Below are 16,725 nucleotides of genomic sequence, written 5' to 3' on the forward strand. Positions count from 1 at the left end.
GTTCATGCCATGAAGATCATCCAGGTCACCGACGTCCATCTCGGACGTCGGCGCGAGATATGTTATGGCGCGAACCTGAATGAGCGGCTCGATCGCTGTATCGATCATATCAATCAACGTCACGGCGACGCGACGCTGTGCATCTTCACCGGCGACCTGACCGATGACGGACAGGCCGAGAGCTATGCCGACCTAAAGGCGGCGCTGAGCCGGCTCGGCGTGCCTTTCCGACTGCTGCCCGGAAACCATGACCGGCGCGCCAATCTCATCGCCGCCTTCCCGGAAAACGGCACCGACGGCAACGGCTTTGTGCAGTCGGTTTTCGACACGCCGGAAGGGCGCCTGGTTTTCCTCGACAGTCTGGCGGAAGGCCGCGTCACCGGTGAGTTGTGCGAAGACCGGCTTGGCTGGCTCGATGCCAGGCTCGCCGAGGCGGCAGGCAAGGCGGCCTATGTCTTCCTGCACCATCCGCCGGTCGAGCTCGGGCTCACGCTGCTCGATCCGCTCGGCCTCGAACAGCCGCAGCGGTTCATCGATGTGCTGACCCGCCACGGCAATGTCCGCTACATCTTCTTCGGCCATGTCCATCGCGACATAGCCGGCAGCGTCGCCGGCATTCCGTTCTCGGTGCAGCGCGGCCTGCATGCCCGCTTCATGCTCGACCTGGTCGGCGACGAGGTGGTCGAGCAGGCGCCGCCCGCCTATTCGATTATCCTGATCGACGGCGCTCGCGTCGTCATCCACAGCTGCGATTTCCTTGAGCAATGGCCGCTCTGGTCGCCAGCGACGGGCGAACGCGTTCGTTGAGAACTGCTATCGCATTCAGGCAAAGACATGCGCCTTGCCGGTGACGGTGAGGCGCACGATCTCGCCGACCGCCGGCGCGTCCATCCCGGTCCTGCGCAGGATGAGCGGCGTGTTGCCGATCGCGGCCGCATCGGGCGGATCGGGGCTGTTCAGCAGCCGCACCGCGACGGTGCAGATCGAGCCGGCGAATTCGCAGTCCGTTACTTCGCCGAACAGCATGTCCGGCGTGCCCGACATGCCTTCGCGCGAGGTCAGTTTGAGGATAACCTGCTCGGGCCGGAGCATGATGCGCGCGACATCGCGCCGTTCCTTGGTGTCGACGGCGATGCGGCCGAGCCGCGATTCGGCAAAGCCGTCGGCGATCCTGGCCGGCACGATGATGGCGTCGCCGAGGAATTCGGCGACCATCCTGTCCCTGGGCTGGAAATAGAGCTCGCGCGGCGTGCCGACCTGCGAGAATAGCCCGTCGCGCATCACCGCCACCTGACTGGCGAAGGATAAGGCCTCGGCCTGGTCGTGGGTGACCAGGATGGTGGTGATGCCCGCCTCTTCCAGAAGCTCGGCCACCGCCTTGCGCATCGAGGCGCGAAGCCCGGTGTCGAGCGCCGAGAAGGGCTCGTCGAGCAGCATCAGCCGCGGCTTCATGGCCATGGCGCGGGCAAGCGCCACGCGTTGCTGCTGGCCGCCGGAGAGCTCGTGCGGCCGGCGTTTCAGGATCGCCTTGTCCAAGCCGACGATATAGGCGAGCTCGATGATTTGCTCGGCTCGTCTGTCGGCGTTGCGGGCGATACCGAAGCCGATATTGTCGGCGATGCTGAGATGCGGGAACAGGGCGCCGTCCTGGGCCACCACGCCGATGCCGCGGCGATGCGCCGGCACTGCGGCGCCGCCATTGGCGAGCACCTTGCCGTCGAGCGCAATGCGGCCGCGGTCCGGCGCCTCGAAGCCGGCAATCAATCTCAACAAGGTGGTCTTGCCGCAGCCGGATGGCCCGACGATCGCGGTGCGGCTGCCGCTTTCGACCTGGAGGTCGACGCCGGCGAGCGCCGCCACCGGGCCGTAGTTCTTCGTCACGCCGCTGAGTTCGAGGAAGCTCATCGTCCGGCCATCCGTTTCGACTGGACGTAGAGCCACCAGGTCATCGGCAATGACATCGCCACCATGATCAGCGCGTAAGGCGCGGCGGAGGCGTAGTCGATCTCGCCGCTATAGGACCAGAAGGCCATGGCAAGCGTGCGGGTGCCGTTGGGCGCCAGCATCTGGGTGGCGGTGAGCTCGTTGGTGATGCCGAGCGCCACCATCGCCATGCCGGCCGCCGCACCCGGCGCCGACAGGCGGATGGTCGTCGACCACAGCGCCTTGACCGGCGGCCGGCCGAGGCTGGAAGCGGCGCGTTCCAGCTCGACTGGGGCCTGGGCGATCGAAGCGCGCAGGCTGACCAGCGCGCGCGGCAAAAACATCAGCGCATAGCCGAACAGGATGGTGAACAGCGTCTGGTAGAGCGGCAGCGCGACACGCACGGTGATCGTCACCAGCGCCAGCGCGATGACGACGCCCGGCAGCGCGCCGACGATATAGTTGCAGCTTTCGAGCAGGCGCTGCAGCCGGCCCGGCGCGCGAATCGAGATCCAGGCCATCGGCATGGCGGCAATGGTTGCAAGGACCGCTCCGGCGATGGCGAGGAAGAGCGTCTGGCCGAGCGCCAGGCTGATCTCGTCCCAACGCCAGACATCGGCACCGCCGGCGAACAGCCAGCGGCTGATGGTGACGAAGGGGATGCCGAGCGACAGCAGCGCGACGCCCGCCGGCAACAGCAGGCAGGGCACAGTGGAGCGGCCGAGGCGAGCGCGTTGCTGCTTGCGCGCGGCGCCGGAGCCGACGCGGGCATAGCGTTCCTCGCCGCGGATCATCACCTCGAGCACGAGCAGGAAGAGGCAGCAGGCCACGAGCACCGCGGCCAGCATGTTGGCGGCCGGTCCGTTGAAGGTCGACTGGAACTGATCGACGATCGCGGTGGTGAAAGTGTCGAAGCGGATGAAGACAAAGAGGCCGTATTCGGCGAGCAGATGCAGGCCGACCAGCAGCGAGCCGCCGCAGATGGCGAGCCTCAGCTGCGGCAGCACGACGCGCGCGAAAACCCGCCACGGGCCGAGGCCAAGCGCCGCCGCGGCATCCTCCAGCGCCGGATCGAGCCGGCGCAGCGCGGCGGCGATCGGCAGATAGAGGAACGGGAAATAGGCGATGACGGAGACCAGCACGCCCGCCCACAGCCCGTGCAGGCCCGGCACGAAGCTGATCCAGGCATAGGAGTGCACGAAAGCCGGAATGGCGAGCGGCGCGACTGACAGCCACGACCACAGCCGATTGCCTGGCAGGTCGCTGCGCTCGGTCAGCCATGCCAGCGCCACCGACAACAGGGTGGCGATCGGTACGGCGACGATGACGAGGAGCACGGTGTTGACCAGCAGTTCGCCGACGCGCGCGCGGAAGATCAGCGCCACTACGGTGTCCCAGCCGGTCTGGATCGCGACCCAGACGATGAAGGCAAGCGGCAGCAGCGCGGTCAGCGAGATCAGGGCGGCGGCGAGCGTGATCCACGACGTCGACCGGCGCTTCTTCATCCCGGCCGCCGGCAGTCTTGCAGGCGCCATGTCGATCGCCGACTGCATCAGGCGCGCCGTCGCGTCGCCAACGCCGTATGGCAGTGGCGATCCGATATGCCGCGCAGGCGGCTCGAGGCGCAGTCGATCGTCATCGACGAGGCGATCTCCAAAACAAAACCGCTCCCGCGGAAAGCGAATTCGCGCGGGAGCACGGTCGTTCGCCCTTTTAGGACGAACGCGAACTAAAGCAAGCCGGCTTGCGTCATCAGGTCGATGACCTTCTTGGAGTTCAGCGTCGCCGGGTCGACTTTCGGCGCCTGCAGGTCGGCCAGCGGCACCAGCTTCGGGTTGGATTCGGCGCCCTTGCCGACCGCGTATTCATAGGAGGTGCCGGTCTTCAGCACGTTCTGGCCGCCCTTGCCGGTCACCCACTTCAGGAAAGCCTGGGCTTCCTTCGGATGCTTGCTGGAGGCCAGCACGCCGCCGCCGGAGACCGAAACGAAGGCGCCCGGGTCTTGGTTCTTGAAATAGTGCAGGCCGACATTCTTGCTGTTTTCGCCGGTCTTGGCCTGATCGCCGAACCAGTAATAGTGGTAGATCACGCCGCCTTCGATCTCGCCGGCATTGACCGCCTTCATCACGGTGCTGTTGCCCTTGTAAGCGGTGAAATTCGCCTTCATCGCCTTCAGCCAGTCGGCGGTGGCGGCTTCGCCCTTGATCTGCAGCAGGGCGCTGACGATAGCCTGGAAGTCCGCGCCGGACGGCGAGGCGGCCCAGCGGCCCTTCCAGCTCGGATCGGCGAGGTCGAGCAGCGACTTCGGCAACTGGTCTTCCTTGAGCTTGTCCTTGTTGTAGGCAAAGACGGTGCTGCGGGCGGCGACACCGACCCACTTGCCGCTCGACGGCTGGTATTCCTGTGGCACCTGGGCGAGCGTATCGGCATCGACCGGCGCGAACAGGCCGGCTGCCTCGACGAGCGCCATGGCGGGCGAGTTCTCGGTCAGGAAAACGTCGGCCGGCGAGGCCGTGCCCTCGGCGACGATCTGGTTGGAGAAGTCGCTGTCGCCGCCGTTGCGCAGCGTGACCTTGATGCCGGTTTCCTTGGTGAAGCCGTTCGCCCATTCCTTGGCGAGGCTCTCATGCTGGGCATTGTAGACGACGATCCCTTGATCCTCGGCCATGGCCGGGCCGGAGATCAGGCCGAGCGCCAGCGCGGCGCCGGCAAGCGTGGAAAGGGCAATTTTCATGGGGCGTCGTCCTCGATCTGGGTGGGTGCGAGCCCACTTATCGATACATGACTATGATAGTCAACATTGTTTCTGTGAACGCACGACGTCGTGAGCGGGCGGATAATTCCACGGATCTGCCGGTAGAAATGAAAAGACCGCCGAATTCAAGCGAATGGCTGATCGATCCGTCGGATCATTGGGGCGGTTTGAAGGCCGTGGAAAAGCACGGAATGCCGCCGCAAAATCCTGGAAGTATCCAGGTGCCAGCCTTTGGCCGAGGTGAACAGAGCCTCCAGCAGTGCCGCCAGTTCCACCCGGGCAACGTGCTGACCAAGGCAGGCGTGAAGTCCGGTGCCGAATGCAAGGGCCGATGAAATGCCGGCTTGCAGATCCAGCCGATCGCCGGCTGGAAATACGGAAATGTCTCGATTGGCGCTCGCAAGAACGGGCACGACAGCCTGACCAGCCTTTATGGTTACGCCACCAAACGGCAAATCTTCCGCCGCGATACGCGCTCCGGCATATTGGACCGGCGAGCAGAACCGAAGCAGTTCCTCGGCTGCCGTCGACCAACTGACCTCCCCTTGTTCAAGCAACGACAGCTGCCCCGGAGCATTTGCCAACGCAACCAGCGCATTGCCGAACGTATCCACGACCGTCGCCTGCCCGGCAAAGAGCAGGAACACGATGTTTGCAACGGCATCGTCTCTGCGCCACCGACCGGCGTCGACCTCGGCAAGCATCTGGGCCGAAATGCCGTTTGGGCGCACGGCACCGCTTTCTATCGCGCGCGAAACCCACGCCTCCAGTCGGCGGCAAGCCTCGTTGGCATCCTCATTTATGCCGCCGATCCTCATGTCCAGGGCATCGGCCATGAGCTTCGCATCGTAGCCGATGCGCCATGGATCATCGATGTCGATGCCCAGGATACGCTCCAGGCCCGAAAAAGCGAGTGGCAGGCCTATGTCGACGATCGCGTCGAATTCCGGTTTTTCAACAGCGGCTTGCGTCAACGCGGATGCCCTGGACGCAAGCTGGTCGAACAGCCCCCTGCCGGCGGCAAACGTCAGCGAACCAGCAAGCGGGCGGCGCAAGTTCATGTGTCGCGGCGGATCGGACAAAAGAATGGAGCGGGTCAAAAGATCCAACGCCGGATTGGCGCTGATCTTCCGCCTGACTTCCTGATAGGCGCCGGGCGGCGCCTGCAACAGCAAGGGGTGTTTCAAGGCCTGCGACACAAGCGCATGGCTGAACACGTAGAACGCCTCGCCGACCTCTGGATAAGGAGGTTTGCCCCAGCTGCCGCCCCCGGCATCGCGCCGGCGAGCGAACTCAGGAAACGGATCGTCGCCGAGATCGAAAGGATCAAAAAGTCCTGCCATCAGATAAGCTGAGCGCCGCCTTGCGAAATATCTTTGGCGAAGATGACCCGATATCCGCCTGAGGCAACATCTTCGGGCAAAAAATCGGGCGCGAGATGCAAGAACTCGCAATCAAGCAGCCGACGGTAGAACTTGAGCAGCGGATCGCGAGTGATCGCGCGGGTCGACGGTATTTTGCCGGTACGGTGCCAACTGTCTATCGTTTGTCGGAACTCTTCGTCACGCAGGACTTTGTCGGGCGTTCCATCCTGAACTCCGGCATAGGATGGGCATCTGCCGTCGCCAACCACCCACCGGGCTCCTACACGTCGCCCGTACTCGATCATCTCGCGAAGCAGGCCGCGCGCCATGTTGGTGCCGCGGAATTCCGGCCGAATGCCGAGATTGTAGACGTAAAGCGACAGCGCGGGCGCGCTTGTCGGCATGGAGGAATAGTCCGCGAACGACTTCGGGAACTTTGCCGTGTCATGCGGATCATCGGTCGTCTCCGCGAAGCATATCGCTCCTGCAACGACATCATCGACGCCCGCTCCGATCATTGTGTGCCCGAGCGAAAAACGGCGGCGGATTGTCCTCTCGCTGGCGCCGAGCGGTCCCCAGGCGGCCGTTTCCATCGCCGCAATGGGTGCCACATCGTCGGTTCCAAGCCTAAAAAATCTGATTTCCTTCATCCTAAAGGTGCCGCCTCTCACTTACCGATAAAATATGAGGTTTTCTTTTGCCAGCCGGTCGGGCAAGTGTGGGCCGGGTGGGTTTCGTTATGATCTTCTATATCTGCCATGGGCTGCATGCGTACACGCAGGCAAGCCTGATGCTTTACTACCGCAAGGATTTGCAGCGCTTCCTTCGGCTTGTTCCGTACGACGACGCGGCGCGTCTGTGTTCGATTTCATGCGGGACGGTGATCTGGACCGACATGGATCGGCTGAACGACGCCGAAATCGAGACGGCATCGGAGATCAGCCGCAGGATCCGCGTCGAGCAGCCGGGTGTCCTGCAGCTCAATGATCCAAGAACGAGCCTGCAGCGCTTTGAGTTGCTGCGTAAATTCTCCGCGGAAGGGATCAACGATTTTCGCGCTTACCGGCCCGACTCGCTGCCAGACGACATCCGGTTCCCTGCCTTTGTGCGCGATGAGACCGGCGCCGCCTATCGGGAACCGATGCTGCTGCGAGACCGGAGCGAGCTGGATGAGGCGCTTTCCCGCTTGCCATCGATGGGTTTCGTCCGCCCGATGGTCGTCGAATTCGGATCGAAGCCCGGACCAGACGGGCTGTTCCGAAAATATGCCGCTTACCGCGTTGGCGAACGCACTTACGCCCAGCATTGCTTTGCCAAGAAAGACTGGTTCATCAAGGATCCGGGGCGCGGCCTGCCGCAGGCCGTGCGGCAGGAACACCTGATCTATATCCGCGACAACCCGCATGGCCCTGCGCTCATGCCGCTCTTCGACAAGGCGGCAATCACCTACGGCCGGATCGATTATACCCTGATCGATGGCCGGATTCAGGTTTTCGAGATCAACACCAACCCGACCGTGCTGAGCTATCCGCCGACGCCATTCGACACTTACGATCCGATGCCTTATGCCAATATGCATGCGGACGCGTTGCTCGCGTTGCCATGTGCGAGAGATTCTGCGTCCAACGATGCGGTCGAGGCTTTGCATTCGCAGATACTTCAACGCTTGCGGCACCATTACCGGAAAAGGCGCAGGAAGCTCTTTTTCCGCAAGGGCCTGAAATTCATCCGGGACGCCGCGCTGGGTTCCAAAGAGTGACGTGAGCACCGACAAACTTTCGTGATTTGGCGGCAGTTTGGCTTGGACATTATTTCGTCGGCCACGTAACAAACCAGCGCCGAGACGCGAACTTCGGGGGTAAACTCTTGTGACCGGCAAGGACGAGGCAGAGCTGTCCCGGCTGCTCAAGGCCGCGATCGCGGGAGACGAAAGGGCTTATGCCGACTTTCTGCACCGCATAGCCGCTCTCGTTCGCGGTTTTGCCCGGCGCAAGATCGTTCAGGGCGGGGTCGACCCCGAGGATGTCGTGCAGGAAACCTTGCTGGCGATTCACGTCAAACGTCACACCTGGCGCCCGGATGCGCCGGTGCTGCCATGGGTCTATGCGATTGCCCGCTTCAAGCTGATCGACGCGTTTCGCCGTCGCGGTCGCCGCATCGAGGTCGAGATCGACGAGATCGCCGAAACCTTCGCCGAGCCGGAGACCGAAACGATCAGCGAGCGCGACATAAACCGCGCGCTCGACGGACTGCCGCCGACGCAGCGTTCAGTCGTCTCCTCGATCTCGGTCGACGGCCATTCGATCGGCGAGACTGCCGCCAAGCTCGGTGTCAGCGAGACGGCGGTCCGCGTGTCGTTGCATCGCGGCCTGGCCGCGATCGCCAAACGATTTGGGCGACAGTGACATGAGGACAGAGGATCTCATCAAGGCGCTCGACGCCGATGCCCGCGACAAGGCGATGCCGCTCGGCAAGGCCTGGTGGCTGGCGGTCGGCGTGGCCGTGGCGATCGCGGCTACGGTCTTCTTGGCGACCATCGGGCCGCGTCCCGACATCATGCCGGCCATGCATACGATGCGCTTCATGTCGAAGTTCGTGTTCACGCTGGCGCTTGTGGCCAGCGCCTTCGCGCTGATTCGTGTGCTGTCGATGCCGGGCGCTTCGACCAGGCGGGCGATGGCCTGGATGATCGCAGCGCCAGTGCTGGTCGTGCTGGCGGTGGTTCTGGAGCTTTTCGTCGTGACCCAGGCCGATTGGGGCAAGCGACTCGTCGGCTCGAACATGATGATCTGCATGAGTTTCATCCCGTTGATCGGCATCGGCCCGCTTGCGGTCTTCCTCGGCATGCTGCGCTACGGCGCGCCGACGCGGCCGGTGCTCGCGGGCGCGGTTGCCGGCCTGCTCGCGGGCGGGCTTGCGGCCACCTTCTATGCCGCGCATTGCTTCGACGATTCGCCGCTCTTCGTCGCCACCTGGTATACGATCGCGATCGCTTTCCTCACCTTGCTCGGGGCCATCGGCGGGCGGCTTTTCGTGCGCTGGTAGCCGCCGCGGCGATTTTCGAAACAGTCCCTTAATCATGGCGGTAATTGTTTGCCGGTTAGCGGATGGATCGCAGCCTTTCACGCAACCATTCCTTAAAATCGATCCGCCAGGGTTGTGGCAACGTGCAGTTGCGCATTGGGTGGGATCGCATTGTGTCGTGGTTGAACTGGAAAGGGCTTCGTGCCGACGGGCACGCCGCGCAGGCTCTGCTGGCGGTCGGGGGGGTTGCCACCGTCGCTTCGATCCTGTTGCCGCGCCTCGAGTTTGGCGCCGACGCGCTGAAGCTCTGCCTGCAAATTTCCGTCGCCATCACGGCCGCGACGCTGTTCTTGTCGGCATTCTTCATTCACCGCATCGTCGATGACCGGCGGCAGATCGCCGAGAGCGAGCAGCGCTTCCGCCGCGCCATGGAGGATTCGGCGATCGGCGTCGCCATCGTCGGGCTCGACGGGCGCATCCAGCAGGCCAACCCCGCCTTCGCCGCCATGCTGGGTTACACCCGCGCGGAAATCGAGGCGTTGACCTTCCCGCAGATCACGCATCCGGACGACCTTCTGATCGGCCGCGAGACGATGCTGAACGTGAGGGAAGGCAAGATCAGCTCCTACCATTTCGAAAAGCGCTACCTCAGGAAGGACGGGACCCCGGTCTGGGCGCAGCTTGCCGGGTCGGTCATCCTCGACGAAGACACCGGCAAGCCGCTTTATCTGGTGTCGCAGATCGAGGACATCGACGCGCGCAAGCAAGCGGAGGCGCGCATAGCCGAGGCCGAGACCCGGTGGAATTTCGCGCTCACCAGCACCGGCCAGGGCGTCTGGAGCCTCGATATGCGCAAGGGCGGCACCACCTATTCCGAAACCTGGGTGAAAATGCTGGGCTATGCCGACGGCGAGCTCGACGGCGACCCCGAGCGCTGGCTGACCATGATCCATCCCGACGATCGGGGACGCGTCGCCGAGGCGGATCGCGCGCATCTCGCCGGCGAGACGCCCTTTTTCGAAGCCGAGTTCCGGATGCGGCACAAGGACGGCCACTGGGTCTGGATCCTCGACCGCGGCAAGACGATCGAGCGCGACGCGGAGGGCCGGCTGATCCGGGCCATCGGCAGCCTGACCGACATCACCGAGCGCAAGGAGGCCGAAGCGCGGCTGATGGTTTCGGCGGCGATGCTGGCCGACGAGAAGGAACGTCTGAGGGTGACGCTGCAGTCGATCGGCGACGCGGTGATCTGCACCGATGCCGCCAACCGCATCACTTTCATGAATCCGGTTGCCGAAAGGCTGACCGGCATTGCCGTCGGCGAGGCGCTCGGCAAGGTGCTCGGCCATGTCTACTGGGCGGTCGACGAGGAAAGCGGGCAGCGGATCGGCCTGACGCGCCCTTCGGCGAGCGAGCGGCCTTCCTGCGACCAGAACACGCGCGCGGTGCTCGTGCGGCGCGACGACACACGCTGCAGCATCCGCCAGGTGGTGTCGCCGATCATGAACGACCGTGACGAGTTCTGCGGCCTTGTCATCGTCTTCCAGGATTTCACCGACGCGCGCGCCCTGCAGCGCCAGCTGGCCTACGCCGCCGCGCATGACGCGCTGACCGGGCTCGCCAACCGCTCGAGTTTCATCCGCACCATGGAGGAGCTGGTTGACCAATGCCGCCTCAATGGCGGCGAGCATCAGTTCATGTTCGTCGACCTCGACCACTTCAAGGCCGTCAACGACACCGGTGGCCATGCCGCAGGCGACGCGCTGCTCAAACGCGTGGCCGACACCTTGCGCAATGTGTTGGGTCAAGAAGACGTCGTCGCCCGGCTCGGCGGCGACGAGTTCGCGGTCATCCTCAAAGCGGGCGCCGCGGCGCGCGGGCCGGTCGCGGCGCGCTCGATCATCGATGCCATCCGCAATCTCAACTTCAACTGGGACGGGCGCCCGCATTCGATCGGCGCCAGCATCGGGCTTGCGCCGATCCGCGCCGGTTGCGGCGAAGTGGACGAGATCATCGCCCGGGCCGACGCCGCCTGCTACGCCGCCAAGGCCGCAGGCCGCGGTTGCGTTTCCGCCGCACCGGACGAGGATGTCAGGGACGAGATGGCACAGACGCCGCTTGCGGCGGCCTCGTGAGCCGTCAGCCGAGATAGAAAGCCTTCAATGCTGACTCAGCGCGTCGGCACCGGATGTTCGCCGCGATAGTCGTAGAAGCCGCGGCCGGTCTTGCGGCCGAGCCAGCCGGCCTCGACATATTTCACCAGCAGGGGGCAGGGGCGGTATTTCGAGTCCGACAGGCCCTCGTGCAGCACCTGCATGATCGACAGGCAGGTGTCGAGGCCGATGAAGTCGGCGAGTTGCAGCGGGCCCATCGGATGGTTGGCGCCGAGCCGCATGGCGGTGTCGATGGCATCGACCGTGCCGACGCCCTCATAAAGCGTGTAGATCGCCTCGTTGATCATCGGCAAAAGGATGCGGTTGACGATGAAGGCCGGGAAATCCTCCGAGACGGTGATCGTCTTGTCGAGGTGCTTCACGTAATTCTTGGCCGCCTCGAAGGTCTGGTCCTCGGTGGCGATGCCGCGCACCAGCTCGACCAGCTTCATCACCGGCACCGGGTTCATGAAGTGAATGCCGATGAAGCGCTCTGGGCGGTCGGTCTGCGCGGCGAGCCGGGTGATCGAGATCGACGAGGTGTTGGTGGCCAGGATCGCTTCCGGATTGAGCTGCGGGCAGAGCTGCGCATAGATCTTGCGCTTGACCGTCTCGTCTTCGGTCGCCGCCTCGATCACCAGGTCGGCGGCAGCGAGGTCGGCCATGGCCGGGGCGGCCGAGATGCGCGCCATCGCGTCGTTGCGCGCCTTTTCCTCGAGCTTGCCGGAGCCGACCTGGCGGGCCATGTTGCCGCTGATGGTGGCGATGCCCTTCTCGATCCGGTCGGGCGACACGTCGTGAATCAGGACCTTGTAGCCACCCAGCGCCGAGACATGGGCAATACCGCCGCCCATTTGACCCGCGCCGACAATGCCGATCGTCTCGATCTTGCTCATTACCCCGATCCCGTCTGGAGCGTTTCCGCTTCCGTGAAGCGGGAAAGATGCTCCTGTCTGTTTATTTTCCGCAATCCGGATGCAAAACCGCCGGAATAGCTTTCAGGCCTTGATGGCCCGCTTTTTGTGCAGTGCAAACTAAAAGGGCGGGGCGACTTCGTCTACCCCACCCTTCGGATTTTAATATGCCAGAACGGACGGCGTCAAAGCGCCTTTTGCAGCTCCGGCAGGATGACGAAGAGATCGCCGACGAGACCATAGTCGGCAACCTGGAAGATCGGGGCTTCCTCGTCCTTGTTGATGGCGACGATGACCTTCGAATCCTTCATGCCGGCCAGGTGCTGGATGGCGCCGGAGATGCCGACGGCGATGTAGAGGTCGGGAGCGACCACCTTGCCGGTCTGGCCGACCTGCCAGTCGTTCGGCGCATAGCCGGCATCGACCGCGGCGCGCGAGGCGCCGACCGCTGCGCCGAGCTTGTCGGCAACCGGCAGGATGACTTCCTGGAATTTCTCCGAGGAACCCAGCGCGCGGCCACCCGAGATGATGATCTTGGCCGAGGTCAGTTCCGGACGATCGTTCTCGGAAAGCTTGTTCTCGACGAAGGACGAGAGGCCAGGATTGGCGGCGGCGTTGGCCGTTTCCACCGAGGCCGAACCGCCTTCCGGCGCTGCCGAGAAGGAAGCGGTGCGCACCGTGATGACCTTCTTGGCGTCGGTCGACTGCACGGTCTGGATGGCGTTGCCGGCATAGATCGGCCGCTTGAAGGTGTCGGGCGAGACCACTTCGATGATCTCCGAGACCTGGGCGACGTCGAGCAGGGCGGCCACGCGCGGCGCGATGTTCTTGCCGGCGGAGGTCGCCGGCGCGACGATCGTGTCGTAGCTACCCGCAAGCGACACCACGAGAGCCGCCGTCGGCTCGGCGAGACGTTCCGAAAGCTCGTCCGCTTCGGCCAGAAGCACCTTGCGCACGCCCTTCAGCTTGGCGGCGGCGTCGGCCGCGCCCTTGGCGCCCTTGCCGGCGACAAGCACGTCGACATCCGAGCCGATCTGAAGAGCCGCCGACAGCGCCTTGGCGGTCTGATCGGAAAGGCTCGCATTGTCGTGTTCAGCGATGAGGAGAATTGCCATTTTCTTGATCCTTTCCCGATCGCCTTAGAGTACGCCGGCTTCGTTCTTGAGCTTCTCGACCAACTCGGCGACGCTCTTGACCTTGACGCCCGCCTTGCGGCCGCTCGGCTCCTCGGTCTTGACCACCTTGAGACGCGGCTTGACGTCGGCGCCGTAGTCGGCCGGGCTCTTCTCGTCGAGCGGCTTCTTCTTGGCCTTCATGATGTTGGGCAGCGAGGCATAGCGCGGCTGGTTGAGGCGAAGGTCGGCGGTGACGATCACCGGCATCTTCAGCTCGACCGTCTGCAGGCCGCCGTCGACCTCGCGCGTCACCTTGGCCTTGTCGCCGGCGAGTTCGATCTTCGAAGCGAAAGTGCCCTGGGCCCAGCCCAGCAGCGCCGCCAGCATCTGGCCGGTCTGGTTCGAATCGTCGTCGATCGCCTGCTTGCCGAGGATCACCAGGCCGGGCTTTTCGGCGTCGACCACGCCCTTCAGCACCTTGGCGACGCCCAGCGGCTCGGTCTGCTCGTCGGTCTTGACCAGGATGGCGCGGTCGGCGCCCATGGCGAGCGCGGTGCGCAGCGTCTCCTGCGCCTGCTGCGGACCGATCGAAACGACGATGATCTCTTCCGCCTTGCCGGCTTCCTTGATGCGGATCGCTTCCTCGACCGCGATCTCGTCGAACGGGTTCATCGCCATCTTGACGTTGGCAAGCTCGACGCCCAGCCCGTCGGCTTTCACCCGGACCTTGACGTTAGCATCCACAACCCGCTTCACGGGCACAAGGATCTTCATTTCCTGTCACCTCTCCTGAGATAGTCGGGGCGCTATAGCAGCGTGCGCCCTGTCAGAGTTGTCGAAAGCCGACATTACGGGCGGAATATCCGCCCAACGGTGCCGTTTCCGTAGTGGCGGCAAATCGGCGCGTCAATATCCCACGACGCACCCAAATCGGTTCAGTCCCTGGGCGTTGCCGCTCCACGGCCCCATTGCGACGCCGGCTGCGCCGAGGCGCGGTCATTCGCGGCCGGCTCGACGGGAACCGGCGGCTGCTGGACGTTCGGCGTCGGGTCCGGCTCGCCGTCGGCGCCGGCCAGCAGCGGCACGCCGCGGCTGCGCAGCACCAGCACCAGGATCAATCCGGCGATGATGCCGCCGATATGGCAGGCCCAGGAGATCTGGTTCTCGCCACCGGAGGCAAACATCACGACCTGGAACAGGATCCACAGGATCAGCGGGATGAAGGCCGGGATGCGCAGCGGAATGCGGGCAAAGGCCAGCACCCAGACTTTCACGCGCGGATAGAGGATCAGATAGGCGGCGACGACGCCGGCGATGGCGCCGGACGCGCCGATCAGCGGCGTTTCCGAATCCCAGGCCACCAGCCCCTGGAAGAAGGCGCCGGCGACGGCGCAGGCTAGATAGAAGATCAGATAGCGGATGTGGCCGAGCGCGTCCTCGACATTGTCGCCGAACACCCACAGGAACAGCATGTTGCCGCCGAGATGGAAGATGTCGGCGTGCAGGAAGGAATAGGTGAGGTAGCTGAGGCTCTCGGGAATGACGACGAATTCGGGCGACAGTTCGGCCTTGTCATGAACCACCGAGGGGATGAAGCCGAGGCCGAGCACCGCCGCATTGGTGAAATTCTCGCCACCGATCGTGGTCGCCAGGAAGACAAGCGCGTTGGCCACGATAAGGCCGATCGTCACATATTGCAGGCGGATGTGACGCAGCCTGTTGGTGTCGTAAAGCGGGATGAACATTGGATCCTTCCGCTTCTGCAGTCAGCGGTTCTTGCCGGGAACCCATAGCACGTCGGTGTTTCCATTGTCATTGACGGCACGGGCGGCGACGAACAGGAAATCCGAGACACGGTTGATGTATTTCAGCGCCTCGCGGTTGACATGCTCGGCCGGATCTTGTGCCAGCGCCACCATCAGGCGCTCGGCGCGGCGCGCCACGGTGCGGGCCAGATGGAGCGCCGCGGCGGCCGGTGTGCCGCCGTTGAGCACAAAGGATTTCAGCGGCTGCAGGTCCTTGTTGAGGACGTCGATGTCGTGCTCGACGCGGTCGGTCTGCGCGGCGACGATGCGCAGCGGCTCATAGTCCAATGGCTTGCCGCCGTCCGGTACGGCGAGGTCGGCTCCGAGGTCGAAAAGGTCGTTCTGGATGCGCGACAGCATGGCATCGATCGCAGGATGCGCACCGGCGGTGTGGATGCGGGCCATGCCGATGCAGGCATTGGCCTCGTCGACGGTGCCGTAGGCATCGACGCGTAGGTCGGATTTCAGCCGCCGTTCGCCGGTGCCCAGCCCTGTCGTGCCGTCATCGCCGGTGCGGGTGTAGATCTTGTTGAGCTTGACCATGACGTCCCCGAAAAAGACCCGCTACTTGCGCGTGAAATAGACCACCAGCAACAGCAGCGCCAAGGCGACGGCCTGCAGCATGACGCGCGCCTGCATCAGCTTGTTCGAGGTAACGCCGTCGCCGCCGCGCATCATGTTGATCAGGCCGCGGACCAGCACGATCAGCACGGCGGCCATCGCGATGACGGCGAGGATCTTCAAGACGATGACCATCTGGCTGGCTCCGGTTCAGGTTCGGTCAGGCGCGTCTGGCGAGCACGCGATAGAGCAGGGACGCCGGCAAGATGCGTTTCAACACCGCGCCGATCTTAGCCGGCACCGTTACCACATAGTGCGGGCGCGGGCGCTGTGACAGAAGCGCGTGGCGGAGCGCCTTGTGCACGATCTCCGGTCCGGGCTTCAGCTTCGACACGCTGCCGCCGGCCCGAAGCCTGGCGAGCTGCGCCTGATAGTCGGCACGGTGGACGGAATTCTCGACGTCGATGTTTTTCAGGAACCAGGGCAAGCCGTTGCTGGCGATCTTCGAGGTCACCGGGCCCGGTTCGATGAGCGAGAGGTGGACGCCGCTGCCTTCGAGTTCCTGGCGCATGCACAGCATCAGGCCTTCGACGGCGTGCTTGGACGCCGAGTAGGCGCCGCGGAAGCGGACCGGGGCGAGGCCGAGGATCGAGGAGCAGTGGACGAGGCGGCCGTGCCCCTGGCGGCGCATGACCGGCATGACGCGCCTGGTCAGATCGTGCCAGCCGAAGAAGTTGGCCTCGAATTGCTCGCGAAGCGCCTCCACGGGCAGATCCTCGACGGCGCCGGGCTGCGCGTAGGCGCCGTTGTTGAACAACGCATCGAGCCGGCCGCCGGTGCGCTCCAGCACGGCATCGATCAGAGCCGCGATCGAGTCCGGCTCGCGATAGTCGAGATAGAAGGCGTCTATGCCGTCGGCCTCAAGAGCCGAAATGTCTGCCGGCTTGCGTGCCGTGGCGAAGACCCGCCAACCTTCCGCCTTCAACGCCCGCGCGCAATAGGCGCCGATGCCGGAGGATGCTCCGGTGACGATGATGGTGCGCAACTCTTCGATGGCGGGGCGCGTTGTGAGACCTGGGGTTGCCATTTGCCGCAATCACTTCCCATATTC

General features: G+C 64.3%; 17 protein-coding genes. 5 read left to right on the forward strand and 12 right to left on the reverse strand.

The annotated features are described in order from the left end of the window. The first annotated feature begins 9 nt into the window (after positions 1–9). Complete coding sequence (locus DPM33_RS27780; protein WP_112100599.1) at positions 10–807, forward strand: phosphodiesterase; 798 nt, start codon at positions 10–12, stop codon at positions 805–807. 15 nt (positions 808–822) lie between these two features. On the opposite strand, the gene DPM33_RS27785 is transcribed toward DPM33_RS27780, so the two are convergent. From DPM33_RS27785 to DPM33_RS27805, 5 genes are all read right to left on the reverse strand, one after another. Beyond that, a complete protein-coding gene (locus DPM33_RS27785; protein ID WP_112100600.1) occupies positions 823–1,905 on the reverse strand; it encodes an ABC transporter ATP-binding protein in 1,083 nt (360 codons plus the stop codon). After that, complete coding sequence (locus DPM33_RS27790) at positions 1,902–3,476, reverse strand: ABC transporter permease (protein ID WP_112100601.1); 1,575 nt, start codon at positions 3,474–3,476, stop codon at positions 1,902–1,904. Before DPM33_RS27790 ends, DPM33_RS27785 begins: the two co-directional genes overlap by 4 nt. Positions 3,477–3,652: 176 nt before the next feature. Then, positions 3,653–4,657, reverse strand: a complete 1,005-nt coding sequence (locus tag DPM33_RS27795; protein WP_112100602.1) for an iron ABC transporter substrate-binding protein — start codon at positions 4,655–4,657, stop codon at positions 3,653–3,655. A gap of 146 nt (positions 4,658–4,803) precedes the next feature. After that, positions 4,804–6,021, reverse strand: a complete 1,218-nt coding sequence (locus DPM33_RS27800) for a cytochrome P450 (protein WP_112100603.1) — start codon at positions 6,019–6,021, stop codon at positions 4,804–4,806. Further along, positions 6,021–6,692, reverse strand: coding sequence for an N-acetyltransferase (locus DPM33_RS27805; RefSeq protein WP_112100604.1), 672 nt, complete (start codon positions 6,690–6,692; stop codon positions 6,021–6,023). Before DPM33_RS27805 ends, DPM33_RS27800 begins: the two co-directional genes overlap by 1 nt. Positions 6,693–6,781: 89 nt before the next feature. Between DPM33_RS27805 and DPM33_RS27810 the strand changes: the two genes are divergently transcribed. From DPM33_RS27810 to DPM33_RS27825, 4 genes are all read left to right on the forward strand, one after another. Further along, positions 6,782–7,801, forward strand: coding sequence for a hypothetical protein (locus DPM33_RS27810; RefSeq protein ID WP_112100605.1), 1,020 nt, complete (start codon positions 6,782–6,784; stop codon positions 7,799–7,801). A gap of 109 nt (positions 7,802–7,910) precedes the next feature. After that, positions 7,911–8,447, forward strand: coding sequence for a sigma-70 family RNA polymerase sigma factor (locus DPM33_RS27815; RefSeq protein ID WP_112100606.1), 537 nt, complete (start codon positions 7,911–7,913; stop codon positions 8,445–8,447). A gap of 1 nt (position 8,448) precedes the next feature. Continuing rightward, on the forward strand, positions 8,449–9,087 hold the full coding sequence (locus tag DPM33_RS27820) for an NrsF family protein (protein ID WP_112100607.1): 639 nt from the start codon (positions 8,449–8,451) through the stop codon (positions 9,085–9,087). A 152-nt stretch (positions 9,088–9,239) separates the two neighbouring features. Beyond that, a complete protein-coding gene (locus DPM33_RS27825) occupies positions 9,240–11,201 on the forward strand; it encodes a PAS domain S-box protein (RefSeq protein ID WP_425373589.1) in 1,962 nt (653 codons plus the stop codon). A 35-nt stretch (positions 11,202–11,236) separates the two neighbouring features. On the opposite strand, the gene DPM33_RS27830 is transcribed toward DPM33_RS27825, so the two are convergent. The 7 genes from DPM33_RS27830 to DPM33_RS27860 all read right to left on the reverse strand — a co-directional run bounded on the left by DPM33_RS27830 (position 11,237) and on the right by DPM33_RS27860 (position 16,701). After that, positions 11,237–12,115 (reverse strand): 3-hydroxybutyryl-CoA dehydrogenase, encoded by an 879-nt coding sequence (locus DPM33_RS27830; RefSeq protein ID WP_112100609.1) that lies wholly within the window; start codon positions 12,113–12,115, stop codon positions 11,237–11,239. Between the two features lie 203 nt (positions 12,116–12,318). Beyond that, complete coding sequence (locus DPM33_RS27835) at positions 12,319–13,248, reverse strand: electron transfer flavoprotein subunit alpha/FixB family protein (protein WP_112100610.1); 930 nt, start codon at positions 13,246–13,248, stop codon at positions 12,319–12,321. A gap of 24 nt (positions 13,249–13,272) precedes the next feature. Then, positions 13,273–14,022, reverse strand: a complete 750-nt coding sequence (locus DPM33_RS27840) for an electron transfer flavoprotein subunit beta/FixA family protein (RefSeq protein ID WP_112100611.1) — start codon at positions 14,020–14,022, stop codon at positions 13,273–13,275. A 161-nt stretch (positions 14,023–14,183) separates the two neighbouring features. Beyond that, positions 14,184–14,993: a rhomboid family intramembrane serine protease gene (locus DPM33_RS27845; protein WP_112100612.1), complete on the reverse strand. Its 810-nt coding sequence runs from the start codon at positions 14,991–14,993 to the stop codon at positions 14,184–14,186. Positions 14,994–15,014: 21 nt separating this feature from the next. Continuing rightward, a complete protein-coding gene (locus DPM33_RS27850; RefSeq protein ID WP_112100613.1) occupies positions 15,015–15,596 on the reverse strand; it encodes a cob(I)yrinic acid a,c-diamide adenosyltransferase in 582 nt (193 codons plus the stop codon). Between the two features lie 21 nt (positions 15,597–15,617). Further along, on the reverse strand, positions 15,618–15,809 hold the full coding sequence (locus DPM33_RS27855; protein WP_112100614.1) for a twin transmembrane helix small protein: 192 nt from the start codon (positions 15,807–15,809) through the stop codon (positions 15,618–15,620). Positions 15,810–15,834: 25 nt separating this feature from the next. Then, on the reverse strand, positions 15,835–16,701 hold the full coding sequence (locus DPM33_RS27860) for an SDR family oxidoreductase (protein WP_112100615.1): 867 nt from the start codon (positions 16,699–16,701) through the stop codon (positions 15,835–15,837). Positions 16,702–16,725: the final 24 nt, after the last annotated feature.

It is taken from the genome of Mesorhizobium hawassense, from assembly GCF_003289945.1.
Classification (GTDB): Bacteria; Pseudomonadota; Alphaproteobacteria; order Rhizobiales; family Rhizobiaceae; genus Mesorhizobium; species Mesorhizobium hawassense.

Coding starts and splice junctions, on each gene's coding strand:
- DPM33_RS27780 (WP_112100599.1), top strand. CDS start 10: ATGAAGATCATCCAGGTCACCGACGTCCATCTCGGACGTCGGCGCGAG.
- DPM33_RS27785 (WP_112100600.1), bottom strand. CDS start 1,905: ATGAGCTTCCTCGAACTCAGCGGCGTGACGAAGAACTACGGCCCGGTG.
- DPM33_RS27790 (WP_112100601.1), bottom strand. CDS start 3,476: ATGCAGTCGGCGATCGACATGGCGCCTGCAAGACTGCCGGCGGCCGGG.
- DPM33_RS27795 (WP_112100602.1), bottom strand. CDS start 4,657: ATGAAAATTGCCCTTTCCACGCTTGCCGGCGCCGCGCTGGCGCTCGGC.
- DPM33_RS27800 (WP_112100603.1), bottom strand. CDS start 6,021: ATGGCAGGACTTTTTGATCCTTTCGATCTCGGCGACGATCCGTTTCCT.
- DPM33_RS27805 (WP_112100604.1), bottom strand. CDS start 6,692: ATGAAGGAAATCAGATTTTTTAGGCTTGGAACCGACGATGTGGCACCC.
- DPM33_RS27810 (WP_112100605.1), top strand. CDS start 6,782: ATGATCTTCTATATCTGCCATGGGCTGCATGCGTACACGCAGGCAAGC.
- DPM33_RS27820 (WP_112100607.1), top strand. CDS start 8,449: ATGAGGACAGAGGATCTCATCAAGGCGCTCGACGCCGATGCCCGCGAC.
- DPM33_RS27830 (WP_112100609.1), bottom strand. CDS start 12,115: ATGAGCAAGATCGAGACGATCGGCATTGTCGGCGCGGGTCAAATGGGC.
- DPM33_RS27835 (WP_112100610.1), bottom strand. CDS start 13,248: ATGGCAATTCTCCTCATCGCTGAACACGACAATGCGAGCCTTTCCGAT.
- DPM33_RS27840 (WP_112100611.1), bottom strand. CDS start 14,022: ATGAAGATCCTTGTGCCCGTGAAGCGGGTTGTGGATGCTAACGTCAAG.
- DPM33_RS27845 (WP_112100612.1), bottom strand. CDS start 14,993: ATGTTCATCCCGCTTTACGACACCAACAGGCTGCGTCACATCCGCCTG.
- DPM33_RS27850 (WP_112100613.1), bottom strand. CDS start 15,596: ATGGTCAAGCTCAACAAGATCTACACCCGCACCGGCGATGACGGCACG.
- DPM33_RS27855 (WP_112100614.1), bottom strand. CDS start 15,809: ATGGTCATCGTCTTGAAGATCCTCGCCGTCATCGCGATGGCCGCCGTG.
- DPM33_RS27860 (WP_112100615.1), bottom strand. CDS start 16,701: ATGGCAACCCCAGGTCTCACAACGCGCCCCGCCATCGAAGAGTTGCGC.